Here is a 17,177-nt window from a genome sequence, read left to right as displayed (position 1 = left end):
TATCTGTCGGGATCGATCCTTTAGCTGCCCTCCAACGCCTTCAGCCTCCCGGTTCCGACCCGTTCGAGCCGTTGTGAAACGCCGCCGTCGCTGTGTACCAGCGCCTGAATCGCAGCGTGCGGCAGCGCCAAAACCGTAAGTGGGGTCAGAGCGATGACGCTTGCCACCGGAGGTGCGGTGCGCAACAGTTCGAGTTCGCCGAAGAACTCCTGCGGTCCTAGCCGCGCAACCGGCCGCAGGTTCGGTTGCGATCCATTGGTTGCTTTGTCGCGCCGGACAACAGCCGCTGTCCCTTTGCGAATGACGAAGAACGTGCCACTCGGCGCTCCCTGGCGCACGACGACGGTGCGCGCCGGATAGGTGCGCTGCTCGGCAATCGCCGCCAGGCCGCACAACGTGTTGCGCGGGAGATCGGCGAACAGCGGCACACGTTCGAGCAAGCGGAGCACTTCGGCGGACTCCAGTCCGGTTGCGGCGTGCGGAGCGCGATCCGCAGCAAGGCGAAAGAACTCATCTGCCGGCAGGTAGAGCAGGCTCGATGCCATGGTTGCGCGATAGGTATACTTACTGGAAGTGCTTCCCAGCACTTCTTCGGCGCCGACCGTGTCGCCGCGATGAAGTTCTGCGACGATCCGACTGCCGTGCCGTGCAACAATTTCTCCTGCTTCGATGATCCAGATTCCTGGCGCTGATGCGCCGGCGCGCAGCACTGTTGCACCTGCGGAGAAGGTTTGCGTGATAGCGCTTGCGACCAGCGCCTCCAGCTCGTCATCGTCACAGTGCAGGAAAACATCGACCTGCCGCAGCAAGCGCAAACGCGCAGCGCGCACATCACCGAACGAACTCGACAACTCGCGCGCCCACGGCGTGTCGGGGAAGCAGAGCCGGCTTGCCGTTTCACGTTCGGGCCAGGGTAATGCGTCGTATGCCGCCTGAATGCCGCGCCGCGCAAATGCAGCGCCTGCGATGTTCTCGATCTCGGCAACGGTGTAACGCAACACTTCGGCGAATCGTGCGCCCTGTTCGGCAATTGGGAGCATGGTGACCTGCCGCCCGATTCGTGCATGTTCGTGATCCAGGGTGATCTCCCAGTTTGCTGTGGCTGCCAGAATGTCCATTCGATCATCGAGGGCGCGCGCGCGGCGTTCGCCATACACCGAATGCAGCAGATGATAACAACCGCGATAGGTCAGTTGGAAGGCGCGTGCCAGACGTTCGCTTTCGTTCATGCTCGGAATGTGCTCCCAGCGAAACTCGCGCAGCGTCAGATGGCGAAGTGTGACCAGATGCACCAGCCATGCCGTCGTCCACAATCCTGCCCCCAGCACATCGAGCGCCAGCCCGTTTCCGCGCAGGTCGGCAATGTAACCGGCAGTTTTGACCAGCGCGCCTGCCCAGAGTAATGCCCATGCCCAGACCAGCCGCGAGTCCGCCAGCCCAAACAGATGCTGCAACAACAACGCCAGCGCCAGCGCGCCAAAGTAGGCTGGCGCCGCCATTGCCAGCCACGCAAACGCGCCTGCGGCAGGGTAGACGCTTTGGGCGCTGAAGAGCGCCGCTCCGCCAATTGCGAAGGCGATCATCAACAAGACAGCCGTTCCGAGCAACTCGCGCAGCGGTGTCGCGCGCAGGTCCACGTCGAGCAACGCCGTGAACCCCGCGACCAGCAACCCGACAAACGCCAGACTATCCAGTGTGACCCAGATGCCGGACGGCAGCGGCAATGCCCGCGCGACGCCTGCCAATCCGGCAAGACCTGTCGTTGCGATCAGCGCCAGCACTGCCGGGTAAATGGCCGCGCCGCGATAGTACGGGCGAATGGCCAGCAGTGCATTGAGCGCTACAAGCCAGAGCGCCGGTCCAAGCGCCAGTGCGATCCACCTCCAGGCGCCATACTCGGTTGTCATAACGATCAGCGCCGCGATCAGCGCCAGCAGCACGCCGACCGTCGAGAGAAGACCAGGTTGTCGTCCATACCCGCGCCGGACCAGCCAGCCAACGATGGTCTGACCGGCTTCCCAGATCGCAAGCAGAATGGCAGCGACCGCCGGTAATACAACCACCAGGATCAGCGCTACGCCAATCAGTTGTTGCCACCAGGCGCCGCGCAATAACTCCAGAGCCGGTTCGAGGATCTGTTGCTGCCAGAACCATACTGCGCCAATGATTGCCAGCAGGGTATAGAGCGCCGTTGCCGCACCATAGATTGCGTAGATGCGTTCTTCGCGGCTGAACGGCAAGATGCGCTCATCGAAATGAAGCGTTGTTGCCGCCGGTTGTTTACCCGCGCGTTGTCGCCGGCGCGTGTAGCGCATACGCATGTGCGCACCGAGTTTGCTCCACAGCGGACCACGCACATACGCTAGCGCCGATCGCCGGAGGTCCGGCATGCGCAGCAGATCGACGAGAATATAGTAGCCGTCGAGTTCGAGGAGTGGATTCAGGTTGAACACGCTCGACACAAAACTGGTGAACGCCAGCTTGTAGGCAATCGCACCGACGGCGGTATCTGGCAACAGGTAGGCGGCAATCGCCGCCAGACTGCCGACCAGCAGGTCTGCCGCAGGACCGACGGCTGATACGATGATCCGCGCACGGCGTGGCGAGCGCCAGATATCGCTGGTATCGACAAACGCGGCAGGCAAGCCGTAATACAGCATCACGCCACCACGAGTCAGGGTTCGTCCGAAATGCTTCACTGCCAATGCGTGTGCGCTCTCGTGGACCACAAAGGACAGAAGCGTAACAGCCCATAGCGCAGCCAGTCCCAGTGTCACCGAGTCGTTGAGCCGGATGATCTCATAGGTATCGGAGTTGCTGCTCATTGCCAGCCCAAACGCGATCATGCCAATGATTGCGATGATACCGGCAAGGAAAGCAAAAACGCGGCTGAAGAGCAACCTGCCGCCCCAGCGATACATCGTGTCGTAAAAACTGTCGATTCCAGGCAGCGCCAGTGTTGCACCGGTCAGGACTCGTTGTAGCCGGCGTCCCCAGGCGCCGGTCGTGCCCCTGGCGAGCGCTTCGTTGATGGCGCGATAGACGCCGGTTGGCTGGTCGAAGAGCAGCCCTTCCGCTTTGAGCCCCGCAACCAGTTCGCCGATTGGCAGGATCAGTCCACGTCGGCGAAAGGCGGCGAGTCCCAGTTCGGAGACAGTGCGTGTGCCGTCCATTGCGCGCCAGACCTCGTGTTGCGCTTCGGTCAGACGAAGGTAATTGCCGCGCGGACTGCGCACGATGTAGAGAGTCTGGTCGCCTTCGCATATTGGTTCGGCAGCAACGTCGGGAATGGCATGGGGGCGATACAGCGCCGGATCGGTGCGGTTGCGCAGGGTCGTCCAGAGAGCATTCGATCCTGATCGGTGAGCGGTCCGTTCCCGAAGGAGCGTATATGTCTGAGTCGTTGCGGTGGACGGTGTGGCGACGCCCTGCCGCACTGCCGCCCAGATGCCGCCGGGTAGCGGACGGGAGACGGCTTCGGTTGTGCTGGAGTCCAGGGTTGTTGTAGCATTCAGTGTTGCCATCGCTCTTATTCTAGCATGGCGTGCCAGTGGCTCGAAGACGCTGTGCGAGGGTGGGTGGTACGGTTGCAGGTGTGAAGGTTGCAGGTTGACATGGCACGTGGGCATGCCCGGTAGGAACGTGGCGGCGTGCGCCCGACGCCCGTGGGTGCGTTGCAGGCGACGGTGCGTGGAGGGTCACGGCACAACGCCTCGGATTGGGGGTTGCGGCGTGGTGTAGGGGCGTGGCGCGACGCCCAGAGGCGCCGTTGACAGGTAAGGACGAACGGCATGCACCCGCGCGCCCGCGCCATGTTGCATGCGCTAACAGAAAAAGGACGCCCTGATTTTTTCACTCAGCGTGGTTTGCCTTTACTTAACCCGACTGCTTCAATCAGCTGCTTCGCATGCTCGTACCCGAGACATAACGACATCGCTGATCTTTGAGATGATATGGTACGTTTTCACGTTACCGTAATCATCTCGAAGCGCCGCACCCGGCTCCTAGCGCGACGGTTTTTCACATTACCGCGCGTATTTGCTGGTCTCCCCGAGCAGATCCAAAACCTCTCGTTTCCCTCAGCTTACGACAGACCTTTGCAGTGCTATCGCTTGCCAGGTGCGGGTGCGTCGGGTTGTTCAAGTGCTTGCCCTTCGCTGAGTTACTCTACCAGGGCGGTAAAGATAGTATACTCCATGCCAGATGATTTTACAAGCCCTTAATATGATGCAATTCAGTGCAGTTCGCTGTGCAAAGGGTGTGCTTAAAGAAATGGTACAATAGTGGCGTCGCTGTGTGGTTTGACCACATCCAAACGCTGCGGTAGACTACAGATACTATCGACCCCTCGGACGGATCGAAGGTTGTGTGTGGGTGATGAGGCAGTGAGGTCGCTGATGAGTACGCTCAATGAAAAGACGGCATTCATTACAGGTGGTGGGCGTGGAATTGGACGGGCGATTGCGCTTACTTTCGCCGGCGCCGGCGCCGCTGTTGCGATTGCCGGGCGCAACCGAGAGGCGCTCGACGAGGTGTGCGCCATTATCGAACAGCGTGGCGGGCGCGCGGTCGCTGTCACGTGCGATGTTGCCGATGCCATGCAGGTCTATACCGCCGTCAGCACCGCGCGTGCAGTGCTTGGTCCGTTTGATATTCTGGTGAACAATGCCGGCATGACGTACAGCGCCAAATTGACCGATACCGATGACGCGCTATGGGAGCGGGTCGTTCAGGTGAATCTCAATGGGGCATATTATTGTTGCAAGGCGATCGTTCCCGATATGATTGCACGCGGCGGCGGGCGGATTATTAATATCGCGTCGATGGCGTCACTGGTCGGGATGCCCTTCTCGGCGGCCTATAGCGCCGCAAAGCATGGGTTGCTTGGTCTGACGCGCTCGCTGGCGCTTGAGTTGCAACGGTACCACATTACATCGAATGCGATCTGTCCTGCCTGGGTCGATACCGATATGATGGCGGACGCGATCAATGCCCTGGCAGCGAAGACTGGTCGCACACCGGAGGAAGCGCGTGAGGCGCTGCTGTCGCGCGGTGGTCAGCAACGGGCTATGTCGCCGGAGGAAGTCGCTATCGCTGCGCTGCGTCTTGCCGGTCCTGAAGGCGCCTCTACCACCGGCGAGGCAGTGGTGCTGCACTGAGCCGTATGCCTGCATATCTCGTCACCGCTTATACGCGCCACGACCCCGCCGCTCCTGATCATCTCTTCTTGCTCGACGGTGATCTCGACCACACGGCCGTGGCGCGTCTGACCGCCGATCTGCTCCACGATCCGGTGGTGCAGGAGGCATCCTGGACCCGGCTCGATGATCTGGTTGATGAGCCGGTCGCTGACGCTGATGGGACGCTTCGGGTCGAGGTTGCGTATCGCCCCGGCGTAACCGATAACGAGGCGGAGAGTGTTCGCGCCGGCGCTGCCCGCCTCGGCATTACCGGTCTGCAGACGGTGAAGACGCTGCGGCGCTATCGAGTGGCGCAGCCGGGTGATGAACGCGACCTGTACAATGACCTGATCCAGACGGTGTTGCGCTACCCTGCCGGTGCGGGCGCGGCTGAGCGTCGCGCATGGTATGCGCATTTGCTTCAGCCGCCGGCGGATCATCAACCATTCGTGGCGCGTGTGCCGATCACGACCGCGTCTGACGATGATCTGCTGCGTATCAGTCAGGAAGGCATCCTGTCGCTCGATCTGCATGAAATGCGCGCGATCCAGGGGTACTATCGCAACGAAGGGCGTGAACCCACCGACGCCGAACTCGAGACGCTGGCGCAGACCTGGAGTGAGCATTGCAGCCATAAGACGTTCAAGGGTCGCATTATCTACAAGAATCTCGTCGCGCTGGATGCCGATGATGCAGCCCTGCCTGCAGAGGTCTACCCATCGCTGCACCGGTTGATGCGCGATGGCGAAATCGATAGCCTCATCCGCACGTTCCTCATGGCGGCTACGCAGCATGTGCTCGAGCAGCGCAAGGATCGCGATTTTGCGGTGCTCTCGGCGTTTGTCGATAACGCGGGCATTGTGGCGTTTGATGAGCACTACGAGGTCTCGTTCAAGGTCGAAACGCACAATCACCCATCGGCGCTTGAACCATTCGGCGGCGCGAATACCGGCGTCGGCGGCGTGGTGCGCGATGTGCTCGGCGTTTCTGCACAACCTATCGCCAATACCGATGTGTTGTGCTTTGGTCCGCTCGATCTGCCACAAACCGATCTCAGCCCGGGCGTGCTGCACCCACGACGCATTGCAACCGGCGTGGTCGCCGGTGTCCGTGACTACGGCAATAAACTTGGCATTCCGACCGTGAATGGCGCGGTGCTCTATGACCGCGGGTATGTAGCGAATCCGCTCGTCTACTGTGGCACCGTCGGTCTGGCGCCGCGCGATGCGCATCCGCATGCGGTGCGCCCCGGCGATGCAATCGTCGTGATTGGTGGGCGCACCGGGCGCGACGGTATCCACGGCGCGACCTTCTCATCGGTGGAGTTGACCCATACCACGGCGGAGGAGGTTGGCAGCGCCGTGCAGATCGGCGACCCGATCACGGAAAAGAAGATGATGGACGTCATCCTTCAAGCGCGCGACCGGAAACTCTACAGTGCGATTACCGACTGTGGCGCCGGAGGATTGTCGTCGGCCATCGGCGAAATGGGAGCGGAGTGCGGCGCTGAGGTGGAACTGGCGCATGCACCGCTGAAGTACGCCGGTTTGCAACCCTGGGAGATCTGGCTCTCCGAAGCGCAGGAGCGCATGGTGCTGTCAGTGCCGCAGCAGTGCCTGGCAGACTTGCTGGCGCTCTGTGCGAGCGAGGATGTGGAAGCGACGGTCATTGGACGCTATACCGATACCGGTCGTCTGGTGGTGCGCTACCACGATATGCTGGTTGTCGATCTGGCGATGTCGTTCCTTCACGATGGACGACCGCAACGGGTTTTGGAAGCGCACTGGCACGGCACAGCACTGCTTGAGCAACAACATACGGATGATGGCGACCGCTCGGCAACAGATGCTGCGGACCTGCTGCTGGCGTTACTGCGCCATCCCAACATTGCTTCCAAAGAGCCGATTGTTCGTACCTACGACCACGAAGTGGGCGGTCGTACAGTCGTGAAACCGCTCATCGGCGAGGGACCCGGCGATGCTGCGGTGCTGCAACCGCTGCCGTCATCCATGCGCGGCATTGCCGTCGGGTGTGGCATTAACCCGCGCTATGGGCGGATCGATCCGTACTGGATGGCGCTGGCGTGCGTCGATGAAGCGTTGCGCAATGTGGTCGCCGTGGGTGCGGACCCAGCTCGCGCCGCCATTCTCGACAATTTTTGCTGGGGCGATCCGCGCCTGCCGGATCGCATGGCCGGGCTGGTGCGCGCCGCAGCCGGATGCTATGATGCAGCCGTTGCATTTGGTGCGCCGTTCATCTCTGGGAAAGATTCGCTCAACAATGAGTATCGCGACGCCGAAGGACGCCGCACGCCGATCCCGCCAACCCTCCTCATTTCAGCACTGGCGTTGGTTCCCGACATCCGGCGCGCCGTGACCTCGGATCTCAAGGAAGCAGGCAACGCTGTCTATCTGGTTGGAATGACGAAGGCGGAGTTGGGTGGGGCGCATCTGCTTGATGTTTTACCGCCGTCATTCGGCTCTTCCACGCTGTTTGATGCGCAGAAGCGACTGCCCAGGGTGGATCTGGCGCAGGCGCCGCGCTTGATGGCAGCGCTGCATCGGGCGATCACGGCGGGTCTGGTGCGCGCCTGCCACGATCTGAGTGAAGGCGGGTTGGGGGTGGCGGCAGCAGAGATGGCGCTTGCCGGCAATCTTGGGCTGACCCTGGACCTGCGCGCAGTGCCACGCGACCCTGCTGTGGACGATGACCTGACGCTGCTGTTCAGTGAGTCGCCGACCCGTTTTCTGGTGGAAGTGCACCCCGCCGACGCCGCTGCATTCGAGGCGACGCTCGCAGGGTATGCACACGCGCGGGTTGGCGCGGTTGCAGAGAAGGACTTGCAGATCATCGGATTAACCGGCGTCATGACGGTTCAGATTACACTGTCTGCCATTGCATCCGCGTGGCAGGGCGCAACCGTCGTCTGATAGGAAGATTATCCTGAACCTGGACAATCACGCCTGCACCTGTGGAGCGGTTGGCGTTGGTTTCGACAGACTCAACCGGCGTTGGCTGAGCCTGTCGAAGCCAACGCCGATCACGAGATTGTCCACTGTCTGGTTGATCTTCCTACTATGACGCAGCGATGAGGGAGGCAGAGATGCGAAATGGTGATACGCCGCTTATGGAGGCTGAGCAGTTTGCTGCGTATATCGAGCGACGTCTGAGCCTGTATGATGACGTACTCGAGGTGCGAGAGCGCCGGGGTTCGCTGCTCGTCGTCCGCATTCGCGATCACGACGTCACCATTAATCTCGATCGCTTCTATCACGCCTACGCCCAGGACCCTGCGAAACTCGACGTTATTGTCCAGACCATCGTCAGTGTGTTGACTCGCGACATCCCGGCGCGTGATCGCACTGATTTTGCGTCGCTGCGTGATCTTATTTTTCCAATGCTCAAACCGATTGGTCTGCTGGCGTTTGTGCGTGAACGCAACCTGCCAATACTGGTCTATCGTCCTTTTCTGGTCGATCTTATTATTACATATGTGGTGGATGAACCGCAGAGTGTGGCGTATATCAACGAACAGCATGTGGCGCAGTGGGGGGTAAGCGAACGTGAGATTCACGAGTTGGCGCTGCGTAATCTGCGGCGACGCACGGATGAGCGCACGCCGTATGTGAAGGTCGGCGAGGATGAACAGCAACTCTTTATCTACAACAGTAATGACGGGTACGATGCCACGCGCCTGTTGCTGACCGATATTCTGGCAGATTGGGCGAATCGTGTGCACGGCCATCTGGTGATTGGCATACCGAACCGCGATTTTCTGATCGCTTTTGGTGACGCCAACCCCGATATTCTTCGCAGCGTGGCGGCGCAGATTCAGATCGATGCAGTGCAGCGCGATCACGGGTTGACCGATCGCCTGTTCACCCTGGTTGGCGATCAGATCCGCGAGTACGAGATGGTTTGATGGAACTTGGTATTCTGTTGTTCACGATCGGCGCCTTTGGGATTGCCAGCCTGCTTGCCTGGCGCGACCGTCATCCTCACTATCTGATCGCCCTGGCGTCCGGGCAGATCGCCACGCTCCTCTCGCCGCTCTGGCAGCGTCTGTACGGATTTTCCTACGACCCGTCGTTCAGCCCTTTGTTTCGCGCGTTTGACTATCCGTTGCCGACGGCGATCTTTCTGGCGGGATGGACGCTCATGCTGCCGCCGCTGGCGATTTTCTTCCTCTATCAGCGGCGCTGGTGGATCTCCGGTTATGTTACAGGTGCATTGACATTTGTGCTGTTTACGCTCTACCACATTCTGATCGAGACAATTGGCGTTCGCGCCGGCTGGTGGCAGTATGCCGACGGTGGCGCGCTGCCGTTCGATATTGGCGTCAACGTGCTTGCCGGTTTGATGAATGGGCTGGTATCGCTTGGAGGGCTGGCGGTGCTGCTGATCACGCGCCACTATGCCTGGCCCATGCTCCTGGCAGTCGTGCTGCCCACGCCGCTCTTGATGAGCGTGCTGGTGCATGGGTTACTCGGCGCCCCGTTGTATACCGTGCTGCTGCTCCGCGCCCAATCGTGGGCTGCGGCGATCGGGATGATCGGAACCCTTGGGCTGCTCCTCTGGGGAGTGCACATTATCGCCAGCGAACTGGGGCGCCGTCCGGTCATCGGCCGCACAACCATGTAAACGTCAATCGCGTTTGCGGCAAATGCCGACGCCGTCGCGCACCGGCACTATGACCGATTCGAGTTGCGGGTGGGTCATGATCGCGCGGTTGAACTCCTGAATGCCGCGCACGATCGGCGCTGCGTCGTCCTCCAACACCAGCGCATTACACAGCACATTATCGGCAATCAGCAGGCCGCCGGGTCGCAGACGCGACACGCAGAGGTCGAGTGCGCGCAATGACTCGCGCTCGCCGGTCAGATGGCGGAGAATATCGAGAAAGATCAGGTCGTAAGGACCTTCCGTCTGCTCCAGTGTACTGAACCATTCGCCCTCAATAACGGTGAAATGGTCGCCATAGCCGGCGTGCGCGACATAGGTGCGCGCCAGCGTGATACGCTCTGGGTTGCGCTCGATCGCCGTCAGGCGACCGCCGTTTGGTGCAATCGCCCGCAGCAGCCAGATAGCGGCATACCCGGTGGCCACGCCGATTTCCAGCGCCTCGCGCGCGCCATGCATCTTTGCCAGCAGGTAGAGCAATTGCCCTTCGACCGGACCCACCAGGGGCCAGCCATGCTCGCGCGCATGGCGCTCCAGTTCTGCCAGTGCCTGCGGTCGCGGCGGCATCAGTTCAGCCAGATAATCCTCGATTGCGATGTTTGTGATATCGTCACGCATACTGCGCCCTCCTTGCACGATGGACGTGATCTGCATTGCCTGTCGATGAGCGCGACAGCGGTCGTCACCATTGCCCACCGCGAACACGCGCTGCATGGCAGCATGAAAATTGTACCATACATGCACGAGGAATTGACAGGCGGCGCACGATTACGGTATCATTGCGAACCACACAACGCGTACACGAGGTAAAGCACGTCTCTGCCGCCATCCGCTGGCGTGCGTCTTTCCTCACACAACGGAGTTTTCATGCAACGTGCATATCATCGCTGGGACAGCCCGGCGCTTGGCAGACCAATGGAACTGCTGGTCTTTGGTCATGCCGGTGCGCCGGTAATTGTGTTTCCAACGTCGTGCGGTCGATTCTTCGACTACGAAGACCGTGGCATGGTCGCCACGCTTGGTCATCATCTCGAACAGGGATGGATTCAATTGTACTGCGTGGACAGCGTGGATGCGGAAAGCTGGTACTGTGGCTGGATCCACCCGCGCGACCGTCTGCGCCGTCACGATCAGTATGAACGCTACATTCTCGATGAGGTGCTGCCGTTCATCCGCAACCAGAATCCTAACCCGTTCATTATGGTTCATGGCTGTTCCTTTGGCGCAACGCACGCCATGCTCTTCGGATTGCGCCATCCAACGCGCTTCAGCCGCATCCTGGCGTTTTCCGGCTTGATGGATATTCGCTCGTTCATGGATGGCTACCACGACCAGGAGGTGTACGTCCACAATCCGGTCGAGTTTATCAGCGGGTTGCAACCTGGACAGTATGCCGATGCGCTACGGCGGCTGGATATCATTATGGCGATCGGACGCGACGATGAACTGGTGCCGAGTAATGCCGCGCTTTCGGAGGCGCTCTGGCGCAAAGGCATCTGGCATGCCACGCGCTGGTGGGACGGTTGGGCGCACGATTGGCCCTACTGGCAGCAGATGATCCGTATTTATATCAACGGTGCGGACTGATCCTCCGCGTTTATGCCCAAGGAGCGATGTGTGACTCTGAAAATCGGCATTCTGGTCGGGCGGGAAAATACCTGGCCCCCCGCGTTTATCGAAGAAGTCAACCGGCGCAACGCAGGCGTGACGGCTGAGTTTGTCAAACTGAGCGGCACCTGCATGGCAGAAGAGCCACGCTATGCAGTCATTGTTGATCGCATCTCGCACGAGGTGCCGTACTATCGCACCTTCCTCAAAACAGCGGCGATCGGCGGAGCGCACGTGGTCAATAATCCCTTCTGGTGGAGCGCCGACGAGAAGTTCACCGGCGCGACTATCGCCACGCGTCTTGGCATCGCTCACCCGCGCACAATCGCGTTGCCGTCGCACTCCTACATCCCTGCTATTCACCCGGTCGAGTCGCTGCGCAACCTGGAGCCGCGCATTCCGTGGGAACAGCACGTGGAGTATGTCGGCGGCTTCCCGCTCATTCTGAAGCCGCACGCTGGCGGCGGGTTCAAGCAGGTCTACAAAGTGTACGACTTGCAGGGATTGTGGTCGGCATACAACGAGAGCGGCGCCGAATGCATGATGATGCAGGAGTTCATCCACTGGGACAAGTATGTCCGTTGCCTGGTCATCGGGCGGGAACACGTGCTGGTGATGAAGTTCGACGTGAGTGCGCCGTATCCGCACCGGTACTTCGACGAGCCGGATTACCTGACGCCCGAAGAGCACGAGCGCGTGGTGCGCGACGCGCTGACCCTCTGCCGCGCGCTTGGCTACGATATGAACACGGTCGAGTTCGCCATTAAGGACGGCGTGCCCTACGCGATCGATTTCACCAACCCGGCGCCGGATATGGATTACTGGTCGCTCAAGGAGAAGTTCTTCCGCTGGGCAGTCACGAAGATGGCGGATATGTGCATCGCAAAGGCGCTCTCCGGTCCCGCAACACTCGACGAGATCCACTGGAGTCGCCTGCTCAACCCGTCTGATGCCGGCGCCGGGTCAAAGAAACGCGCCGCTCGCAAGAAAAAGAATGATACCTGATGGGGGCGTCTATGCTGGAGCAGGCAATCGCCGATTACCACGCGCTGCTGGAGGACGACGGGCTTGCACGCGCCACCTGGGAGACGTTGACCGAGGGGCAGCGCGAGCGTCATCTCTTCTTCGGGACCCGTCCACTCGCCACTGTGATGCGCCCGCGCTTTCTGACCCGGCAGCAATATGAACTGCTGCAACGCGGCGTCGGGCTGGTCGTTGCGGCGCTGCAACGCCTCGGCGATGCGCTGCTGGCGGATGCAACGTTGCGCTCCCAGATCGCGCTGACGCCGCAGGAAGAGGCGCTGCTGGCATACGATCCCGGCTATCCGCAGCACAGCGCCCATTCGCGCATGGATGCGTTCCTCACCCTCGATGGCGCGTCGCTGCGGTTTGTTGAGTACAATGGGGAAAGTCCGGCGGCAATCGCTTACGAAGATGTGTTGTCGGAACTCTTCAGTGCGCTCCCTGCGATGCAGCAGTTTACCCGGCGCTACACTGTCACGCCGCTGCCAGCGCGCCACCGGTTGCTCGCCACCTTGCTGGACGCCTGGAACCAGTTCGGCGGCTTTGGGACGCCACGGATCGCAATTCTGGATTGGAGCGGCCTGCCGACGCATTCGGAGTTCGTGCTGTTCCAGCGCTACTTTCGTGACCATGGCGTCGAAGCGGTCATCTGCACGCCCGACGACCTGGCGTACCGCGAAGGGCGCCTGGTCGCCACGCGCTTCGAGGCGGCTGAACCGACGGCGGCGACCGAGTTTCCCATCGATCTGGTGTACAAGCGAGTGCTGACCAGTGAGCTTCTGGTGCGCTATGGCGACGCGGCGCTCGACCATCCGTTGATGCGCGCCTACGCGGACGGTGCGATCTGCATGGTCAATTCCTTCCGCGCCAAACTGCTGCACAAAAAAGCAATCTTTGCGTTGCTAACCGATGAAACGATCCATGACCTCTTCACGCCCGAAGAACGCAACGCGATCACGGCGCATGTGCCCTGGACGCGCGTGGTGCGCCCTGGGATGACAACCTACCATGGCACGCCGGTTGACTTAATGGCATTTGTGCGTACTGAACGCGAGCGCCTGGTGATCAAACCCAACGACGAGTATGGTGGCAAAGGAGTGGTTATCGGCTGGGAGACGCCGCCGGACGAGTGGGACCGCGCGCTCGGCGACGCGCTGCGCTCGCCGTCGATCCTGCAGGAGCGCGTGACCATCGCCTATGAGGAGTATCCCGCGATGGTCGATGGCCGGGTGCAGATCGGGCGGCGCCTGGTGGACAGCGATCCGTTCGTCTTCGGCAGCGACGTGCACGGGTGTTTGTGCCGTCTTTCGACGGTCACGTTGTTGAATGTGACGGCTGGCGGCGGATCGACGACACCGGTCTTTCTGGTGGGGAGAGGAGCAGAGCCATGACATCGTACAATCCTGCGTCGCCCGATTTTCCGTTCACCATCGGCATTGAGGAAGAGTATCAGGTCGTAGATCCGCAGACGCGCGAATTGCGCTCGTACATCACGCAGATTCTCGACCGCGGACGCATGATCCTGCGCGAGCAGATCAAACCGGAAATGCACCAGAGCATGGTGGAAGTCGGTACACAGCCGTGTCGCACCGTCCAGGAAGCGCGCGCTGAGGTGGTGCGGCTGCGCAGCACGATTGCCGGTCTTGCCCGCCAACACGGATTGACGATCATCTCCGCCGGAACCCACCCGATCTCATCGTGGATGAGCCAGGAAATCACCCCCTTTGAGCGCTACAAAGGCGTCGTCGAAGAAATGCAGCAACTGGCGTTGCAACTGCTCATCTTCGGCATGCACGTCCACGTCGGCATGCCGGACGACGAGGTTGCCATTGAACTGATGAATGTTGCGCGCTACTTCCTGCCCCACATCCTGGCGCTTTCGACATCGTCGCCATTCTGGATGGGGCGCAACACCGGTTTCAAGTCGTACCGTTCCGCCCTGTTCTCGAACTTCCCGCGCACCGGTATTCCGCCAAGTTTCCATTCCGCCGCCGAGTTTCAGAACTATGTGAACCTGCTGATCAAGACGAACTGCATCGATGATGCGAAGAAGATCTACTGGGACCTGCGTCCGCACCCGTATTTTGGCACGCTCGAGTTTCGTGTCTGTGACGCCGCCACACGGGTGGACGAGTGCATCGGATTGGCGGCGCTTATGCAGGCGCTGGCAGTCAAACTGCACCTGATGTTTTCCGAAAACACCACCTTCCGCGTCTACCGGCGCGCCGTCATTATGGAGAACAAGTGGCGGGCGCAGCGCTGGGGTCTGGACGGCAAACTGATCGACTTCGGCAAGCGCGCCGAAGTGGAAGCGAAGGCGCTCATGCACGAACTGGTCGCTTTTGTTGATGAAGTCGTCGATGAACTCGGCAGCCGCCACGAGGTCGAATACCTGCTCAAGGTCGCCGATGGCGGATCGAGCGCCGACCGGCAACTGGCGGTGTTCCGCGAGACCAACGATCTGCATGCCGTGGTAGACCGCCTGATCGTCGAGACGCTGGAGGGAGTGCCGGTGTATCAGGGGTGAATGCGGAGAACAATGCAACGGTTGCAGGTGGCGGGGCGCTCCCTCCGCAGTCGCCTGGCGGGTGACCGTCTTCTTCACCCGGCAGCCCTACTCCGCACTCCAGCGGATCACCGCCGATGCCCAGGTGAGGCCGCCGCCAAACGCGGTAAGGAGCGCATAATCGCCTTTGCGTAGCCGCTGCTGCTCCACGGCTTCGACGAGCGCAATCGGGATGCTGGCAGCCGAGGTGTTGCCGTAGCGGTCGAGGTTGACCAACACGCGATCCATGGGCACTTCGAGGCGTTTCGCGGTCGCCTCGATGATGCGCAGATTCGCCTGATGGGGAATGACCAGCGCGATGTCGCTGGTGGACAGCCCGGCAGCCTGAATGGCGTCGAGCGCGGATGCAGCCATTTCACGAACCGCGTGCTTGAAGATTTCGCGCCCGTTCATGGAGACGTACTGACGCCCCTGTTCAAGCAGTTCCGGCGTGGCGGGGAGGCGCGTCCCGCCTGCTTCGACCGCCATGAGGTCTTCCTGCTCGCCATCGGCGCCGAGTGCGCACGAGAGGAGGCCGGCCGGTTCGTCGGAGGGCTGGAGCACCACGGCGCCGGCGCCATCACCGAACAGCACACACGTATTGCGGTCGTTCCAGTTGATAAAGTGAGTAAAGATATCGCAGGCGACGAAGAGCACGTTGCGCGCCGCGCCGCTGCGGACCATACTGGTCGCCACTTGCAGGCCATAGACAAAGCCGCTGCATGCCGCGACTACATCGAAGGCAGCGGCGCGGCGCGCGCCGATCCCCGCCTGAACCGTGCAAGCCGTCGCGGGGAACGGCCGATCCGGCGTACAGGTCGCCAGGATCACCGTATCGATGTGAGCGGCGTCAAGACCGGCGCGCGCAAGGGCAGCGCGCCCTGCGGCAATCGACAGCGCCGAGGTATGTTCACCAGGACCTGCAATGTATCGTGTACGAATACCGGTGCGGGTCTGGATCCACTCGTCCGACGTTTCGACCATTCGCGCAAGATCGGCATTAGTCAGCACACGTTCAGGAATTGCCATGCCCCATCCAGTGATTGCAGCAAAGTTTGCCATACCCGCCTCGATAATACAAAAAGGGTTACTGACACGCCAGAATGGCAGTCAATAACCCCTCACGACGCGCACGTGACGTGTTATTCCTCTCTGGCTTCGCTTTTCGGCTCGACGACCAGGCGGCCCCGGTAATACCCGCACGACTTGCAGACATAATGTGCGCGCATCAGTTCGCCACAGCGCGTGCATGGCACGAGCGTCGGCGTATCAAGGCGCTGATTGCGACGGCGGTTGCCGCGTCGATGGCGGGAAACTTTTGTTTTTGGTACAGCACCCATGACCTGTTTACCTTTTTGCTCCTATGCTTTATTCTGGCTTCAAAAGCGCGCGTAGCGCGGCAAACCGTTCGTCATCGCCGGAACTGCCGCATGAACACTGCTCGACATTCAGATCGGCGCCGCATTCCGGGCAGAGACCGCGGCAGTCGGGACGGCAGAGCGGTTGCATTGGCAATTCGAGCAGCACATACTCGCGCAGCATCTCACCAATGTCCGCCATATGCAACTCGTCGAGGTAGAACGGGTCCTCCTCGTCCGGCTGCGGCAACGGCGCTCCGGTCATCACGTCGATCCGCGAATGGAACTCATCGCGGAAGCGCACCTCGATATGCTGCACGGCTGGATTGAGGCAGCGGGCGCACTGCATCTCCACGGTTCCGTGGGCCTGCACATCGACCAACACGCCGCTGGCGGTGCGGGTGAATCGAACGCTCCCAACCACGTCGCGCATCTCGAGCAGATCGTCGAGGCGCAAGACAGGCTCGGTAAAGTCGTACCTGCGCGATGCGCCGACATACTCACGCAACAGTTGGGCGACGTTGAACTTCAAATCGGTGATCGGTTTTGACATGTGCATGGTGGAGCCCTCGGCGCTCACAGAGAGTGCATTATAGGTCAGCGGCGTCACGCTGTCAAGATGACGTGCAGCCTGCACGCCGCCCAACGCTGAACCGGCGGGTTGATTGCGCCAGGGGAAGCGCCACGCCTTCTGCGTTGCGCAGCCCCGCGACGGCAGGGCTTGATTCACTCAGTATGGATGGTCATGCCCGCGCGCGCATTGTCGGTCGAGGGTAGCTGTAC

13 protein-coding genes are annotated in these 17,177 nt (G+C 60.9%); 8 read left to right on the top strand and 5 right to left on the bottom strand.

Features of this window, described 5'->3' with window-relative positions; genetic code table 11:
- Positions 1 to 20 precede the first annotated feature (20 nt).
- Positions 21 to 3,524: a cyclic nucleotide-binding domain-containing protein gene (locus tag AC3EA7_RS07095; protein WP_488613338.1), complete on the bottom strand. Its 3,504-nt coding sequence runs from the start codon at positions 3,522 to 3,524 to the stop codon at positions 21 to 23.
- Between the two features lie 873 nt (positions 3,525 to 4,397).
- On the opposite strand from AC3EA7_RS07095, the gene AC3EA7_RS07090 reads away from it, so the two are divergent.
- The 4 genes from AC3EA7_RS07090 (at position 4,398) to AC3EA7_RS07075 (ending at position 9,821) form a co-directional block, all read left to right on the top strand.
- Entirely contained in the window at positions 4,398 to 5,159 is a 762-nt protein-coding gene (locus tag AC3EA7_RS07090; protein ID WP_488613337.1) for an SDR family NAD(P)-dependent oxidoreductase, read from the top strand.
- A 5-nt stretch (positions 5,160 to 5,164) separates the two neighbouring features.
- Positions 5,165 to 8,110 carry a phosphoribosylformylglycinamidine synthase subunit PurL gene (purL, locus tag AC3EA7_RS07085; protein ID WP_488613336.1) on the top strand — a complete coding sequence of 982 codons (2,946 nt, stop codon included), beginning with the start codon at positions 5,165 to 5,167 and terminating at the stop codon, positions 8,108 to 8,110.
- Positions 8,111 to 8,283: 173 nt separating this feature from the next.
- Positions 8,284 to 9,102, top strand: coding sequence for a DUF1444 family protein (locus AC3EA7_RS07080; RefSeq protein WP_488613335.1), 819 nt, complete (start codon positions 8,284 to 8,286; stop codon positions 9,100 to 9,102).
- Entirely contained in the window at positions 9,102 to 9,821 is a 720-nt protein-coding gene (locus tag AC3EA7_RS07075; RefSeq protein WP_488613334.1) for a hypothetical protein, read from the top strand. Before AC3EA7_RS07080 ends, AC3EA7_RS07075 begins: the two co-directional genes overlap by 1 nt.
- 3 nt (positions 9,822 to 9,824) lie before the next feature.
- Here AC3EA7_RS07075 and AC3EA7_RS07070 read toward each other — a convergent pair whose 3' ends face one another.
- Entirely contained in the window at positions 9,825 to 10,478 is a 654-nt protein-coding gene (locus AC3EA7_RS07070; RefSeq protein ID WP_488613333.1) for an O-methyltransferase, read from the bottom strand.
- 249 nt (positions 10,479 to 10,727) lie between these two features.
- On the opposite strand from AC3EA7_RS07070, the gene AC3EA7_RS07065 reads away from it, so the two are divergent.
- The 4 genes from AC3EA7_RS07065 to AC3EA7_RS07050 are packed head-to-tail and all read left to right on the top strand — an operon-like array spanning position 10,728 to position 15,018.
- Entirely contained in the window at positions 10,728 to 11,447 is a 720-nt protein-coding gene (locus tag AC3EA7_RS07065; RefSeq protein ID WP_488613332.1) for an esterase family protein, read from the top strand.
- A 30-nt stretch (positions 11,448 to 11,477) separates the two neighbouring features.
- Positions 11,478 to 12,473 (top strand): ATP-grasp domain-containing protein, encoded by a 996-nt coding sequence (locus tag AC3EA7_RS07060; protein WP_488613331.1) that lies wholly within the window; start codon positions 11,478 to 11,480, stop codon positions 12,471 to 12,473.
- Positions 12,473 to 13,882: a hypothetical protein gene (locus AC3EA7_RS07055; protein ID WP_488613330.1), complete on the top strand. Its 1,410-nt coding sequence runs from the start codon at positions 12,473 to 12,475 to the stop codon at positions 13,880 to 13,882. The genes AC3EA7_RS07060 and AC3EA7_RS07055 overlap by 1 nt, the downstream gene beginning before the upstream one ends.
- Complete coding sequence (locus tag AC3EA7_RS07050) at positions 13,879 to 15,018, top strand: carboxylate-amine ligase (protein WP_488613329.1); 1,140 nt, start codon at positions 13,879 to 13,881, stop codon at positions 15,016 to 15,018. The genes AC3EA7_RS07055 and AC3EA7_RS07050 overlap by 4 nt, the downstream gene beginning before the upstream one ends.
- A gap of 87 nt (positions 15,019 to 15,105) precedes the next feature.
- Here AC3EA7_RS07050 and AC3EA7_RS07045 read toward each other — a convergent pair whose 3' ends face one another.
- The 3 genes from AC3EA7_RS07045 to AC3EA7_RS07035 all read right to left on the bottom strand — a co-directional run bounded on the left by AC3EA7_RS07045 (position 15,106) and on the right by AC3EA7_RS07035 (position 16,953).
- A complete protein-coding gene (locus AC3EA7_RS07045) occupies positions 15,106 to 16,098 on the bottom strand; it encodes a beta-ketoacyl-ACP synthase III (RefSeq protein WP_488613328.1) in 993 nt (330 codons plus the stop codon).
- A gap of 80 nt (positions 16,099 to 16,178) precedes the next feature.
- A complete protein-coding gene (gene rpmF, locus AC3EA7_RS07040; protein ID WP_488613327.1) occupies positions 16,179 to 16,376 on the bottom strand; it encodes a 50S ribosomal protein L32 in 198 nt (65 codons plus the stop codon).
- 28 nt (positions 16,377 to 16,404) lie between these two features.
- A complete protein-coding gene (locus AC3EA7_RS07035; protein WP_488613326.1) occupies positions 16,405 to 16,953 on the bottom strand; it encodes a YceD family protein in 549 nt (182 codons plus the stop codon).
- Positions 16,954 to 17,177 lie beyond the last annotated feature (224 nt).

The sequence above is a fragment of the Roseiflexus sp. genome (assembly GCF_057785375.1).
This window is presented reverse-complemented; position numbering and strand designations above follow the sequence as displayed.

Excerpts from the sequence above, each read along its gene's own strand:
- AC3EA7_RS07035 (WP_488613326.1), bottom strand. The coding sequence starts at position 16,953 with ATGCACATGTCAAAACCGATCACCGATTTGAAGTTCAACGTCGCCCAA.
- AC3EA7_RS07055 (WP_488613330.1), top strand. The coding sequence starts at position 12,473 with ATGGGGGCGTCTATGCTGGAGCAGGCAATCGCCGATTACCACGCGCTG.
- AC3EA7_RS07080 (WP_488613335.1), top strand. The coding sequence starts at position 8,284 with ATGCGAAATGGTGATACGCCGCTTATGGAGGCTGAGCAGTTTGCTGCG.
- AC3EA7_RS07070 (WP_488613333.1), bottom strand. The coding sequence starts at position 10,478 with ATGCGTGACGATATCACAAACATCGCAATCGAGGATTATCTGGCTGAA.
- purL (WP_488613336.1), top strand. The coding sequence starts at position 5,165 with ATGCCTGCATATCTCGTCACCGCTTATACGCGCCACGACCCCGCCGCT.
- AC3EA7_RS07050 (WP_488613329.1), top strand. The coding sequence starts at position 13,879 with ATGACATCGTACAATCCTGCGTCGCCCGATTTTCCGTTCACCATCGGC.
- AC3EA7_RS07095 (WP_488613338.1), bottom strand. The coding sequence starts at position 3,524 with ATGGCAACACTGAATGCTACAACAACCCTGGACTCCAGCACAACCGAA.
- AC3EA7_RS07045 (WP_488613328.1), bottom strand. The coding sequence starts at position 16,098 with ATGGCAAACTTTGCTGCAATCACTGGATGGGGCATGGCAATTCCTGAA.
- AC3EA7_RS07090 (WP_488613337.1), top strand. The coding sequence starts at position 4,398 with ATGAGTACGCTCAATGAAAAGACGGCATTCATTACAGGTGGTGGGCGT.
- AC3EA7_RS07075 (WP_488613334.1), top strand. The coding sequence starts at position 9,102 with ATGGAACTTGGTATTCTGTTGTTCACGATCGGCGCCTTTGGGATTGCC.
- AC3EA7_RS07065 (WP_488613332.1), top strand. The coding sequence starts at position 10,728 with ATGCAACGTGCATATCATCGCTGGGACAGCCCGGCGCTTGGCAGACCA.
- rpmF (WP_488613327.1), bottom strand. The coding sequence starts at position 16,376 with ATGGGTGCTGTACCAAAAACAAAAGTTTCCCGCCATCGACGCGGCAAC.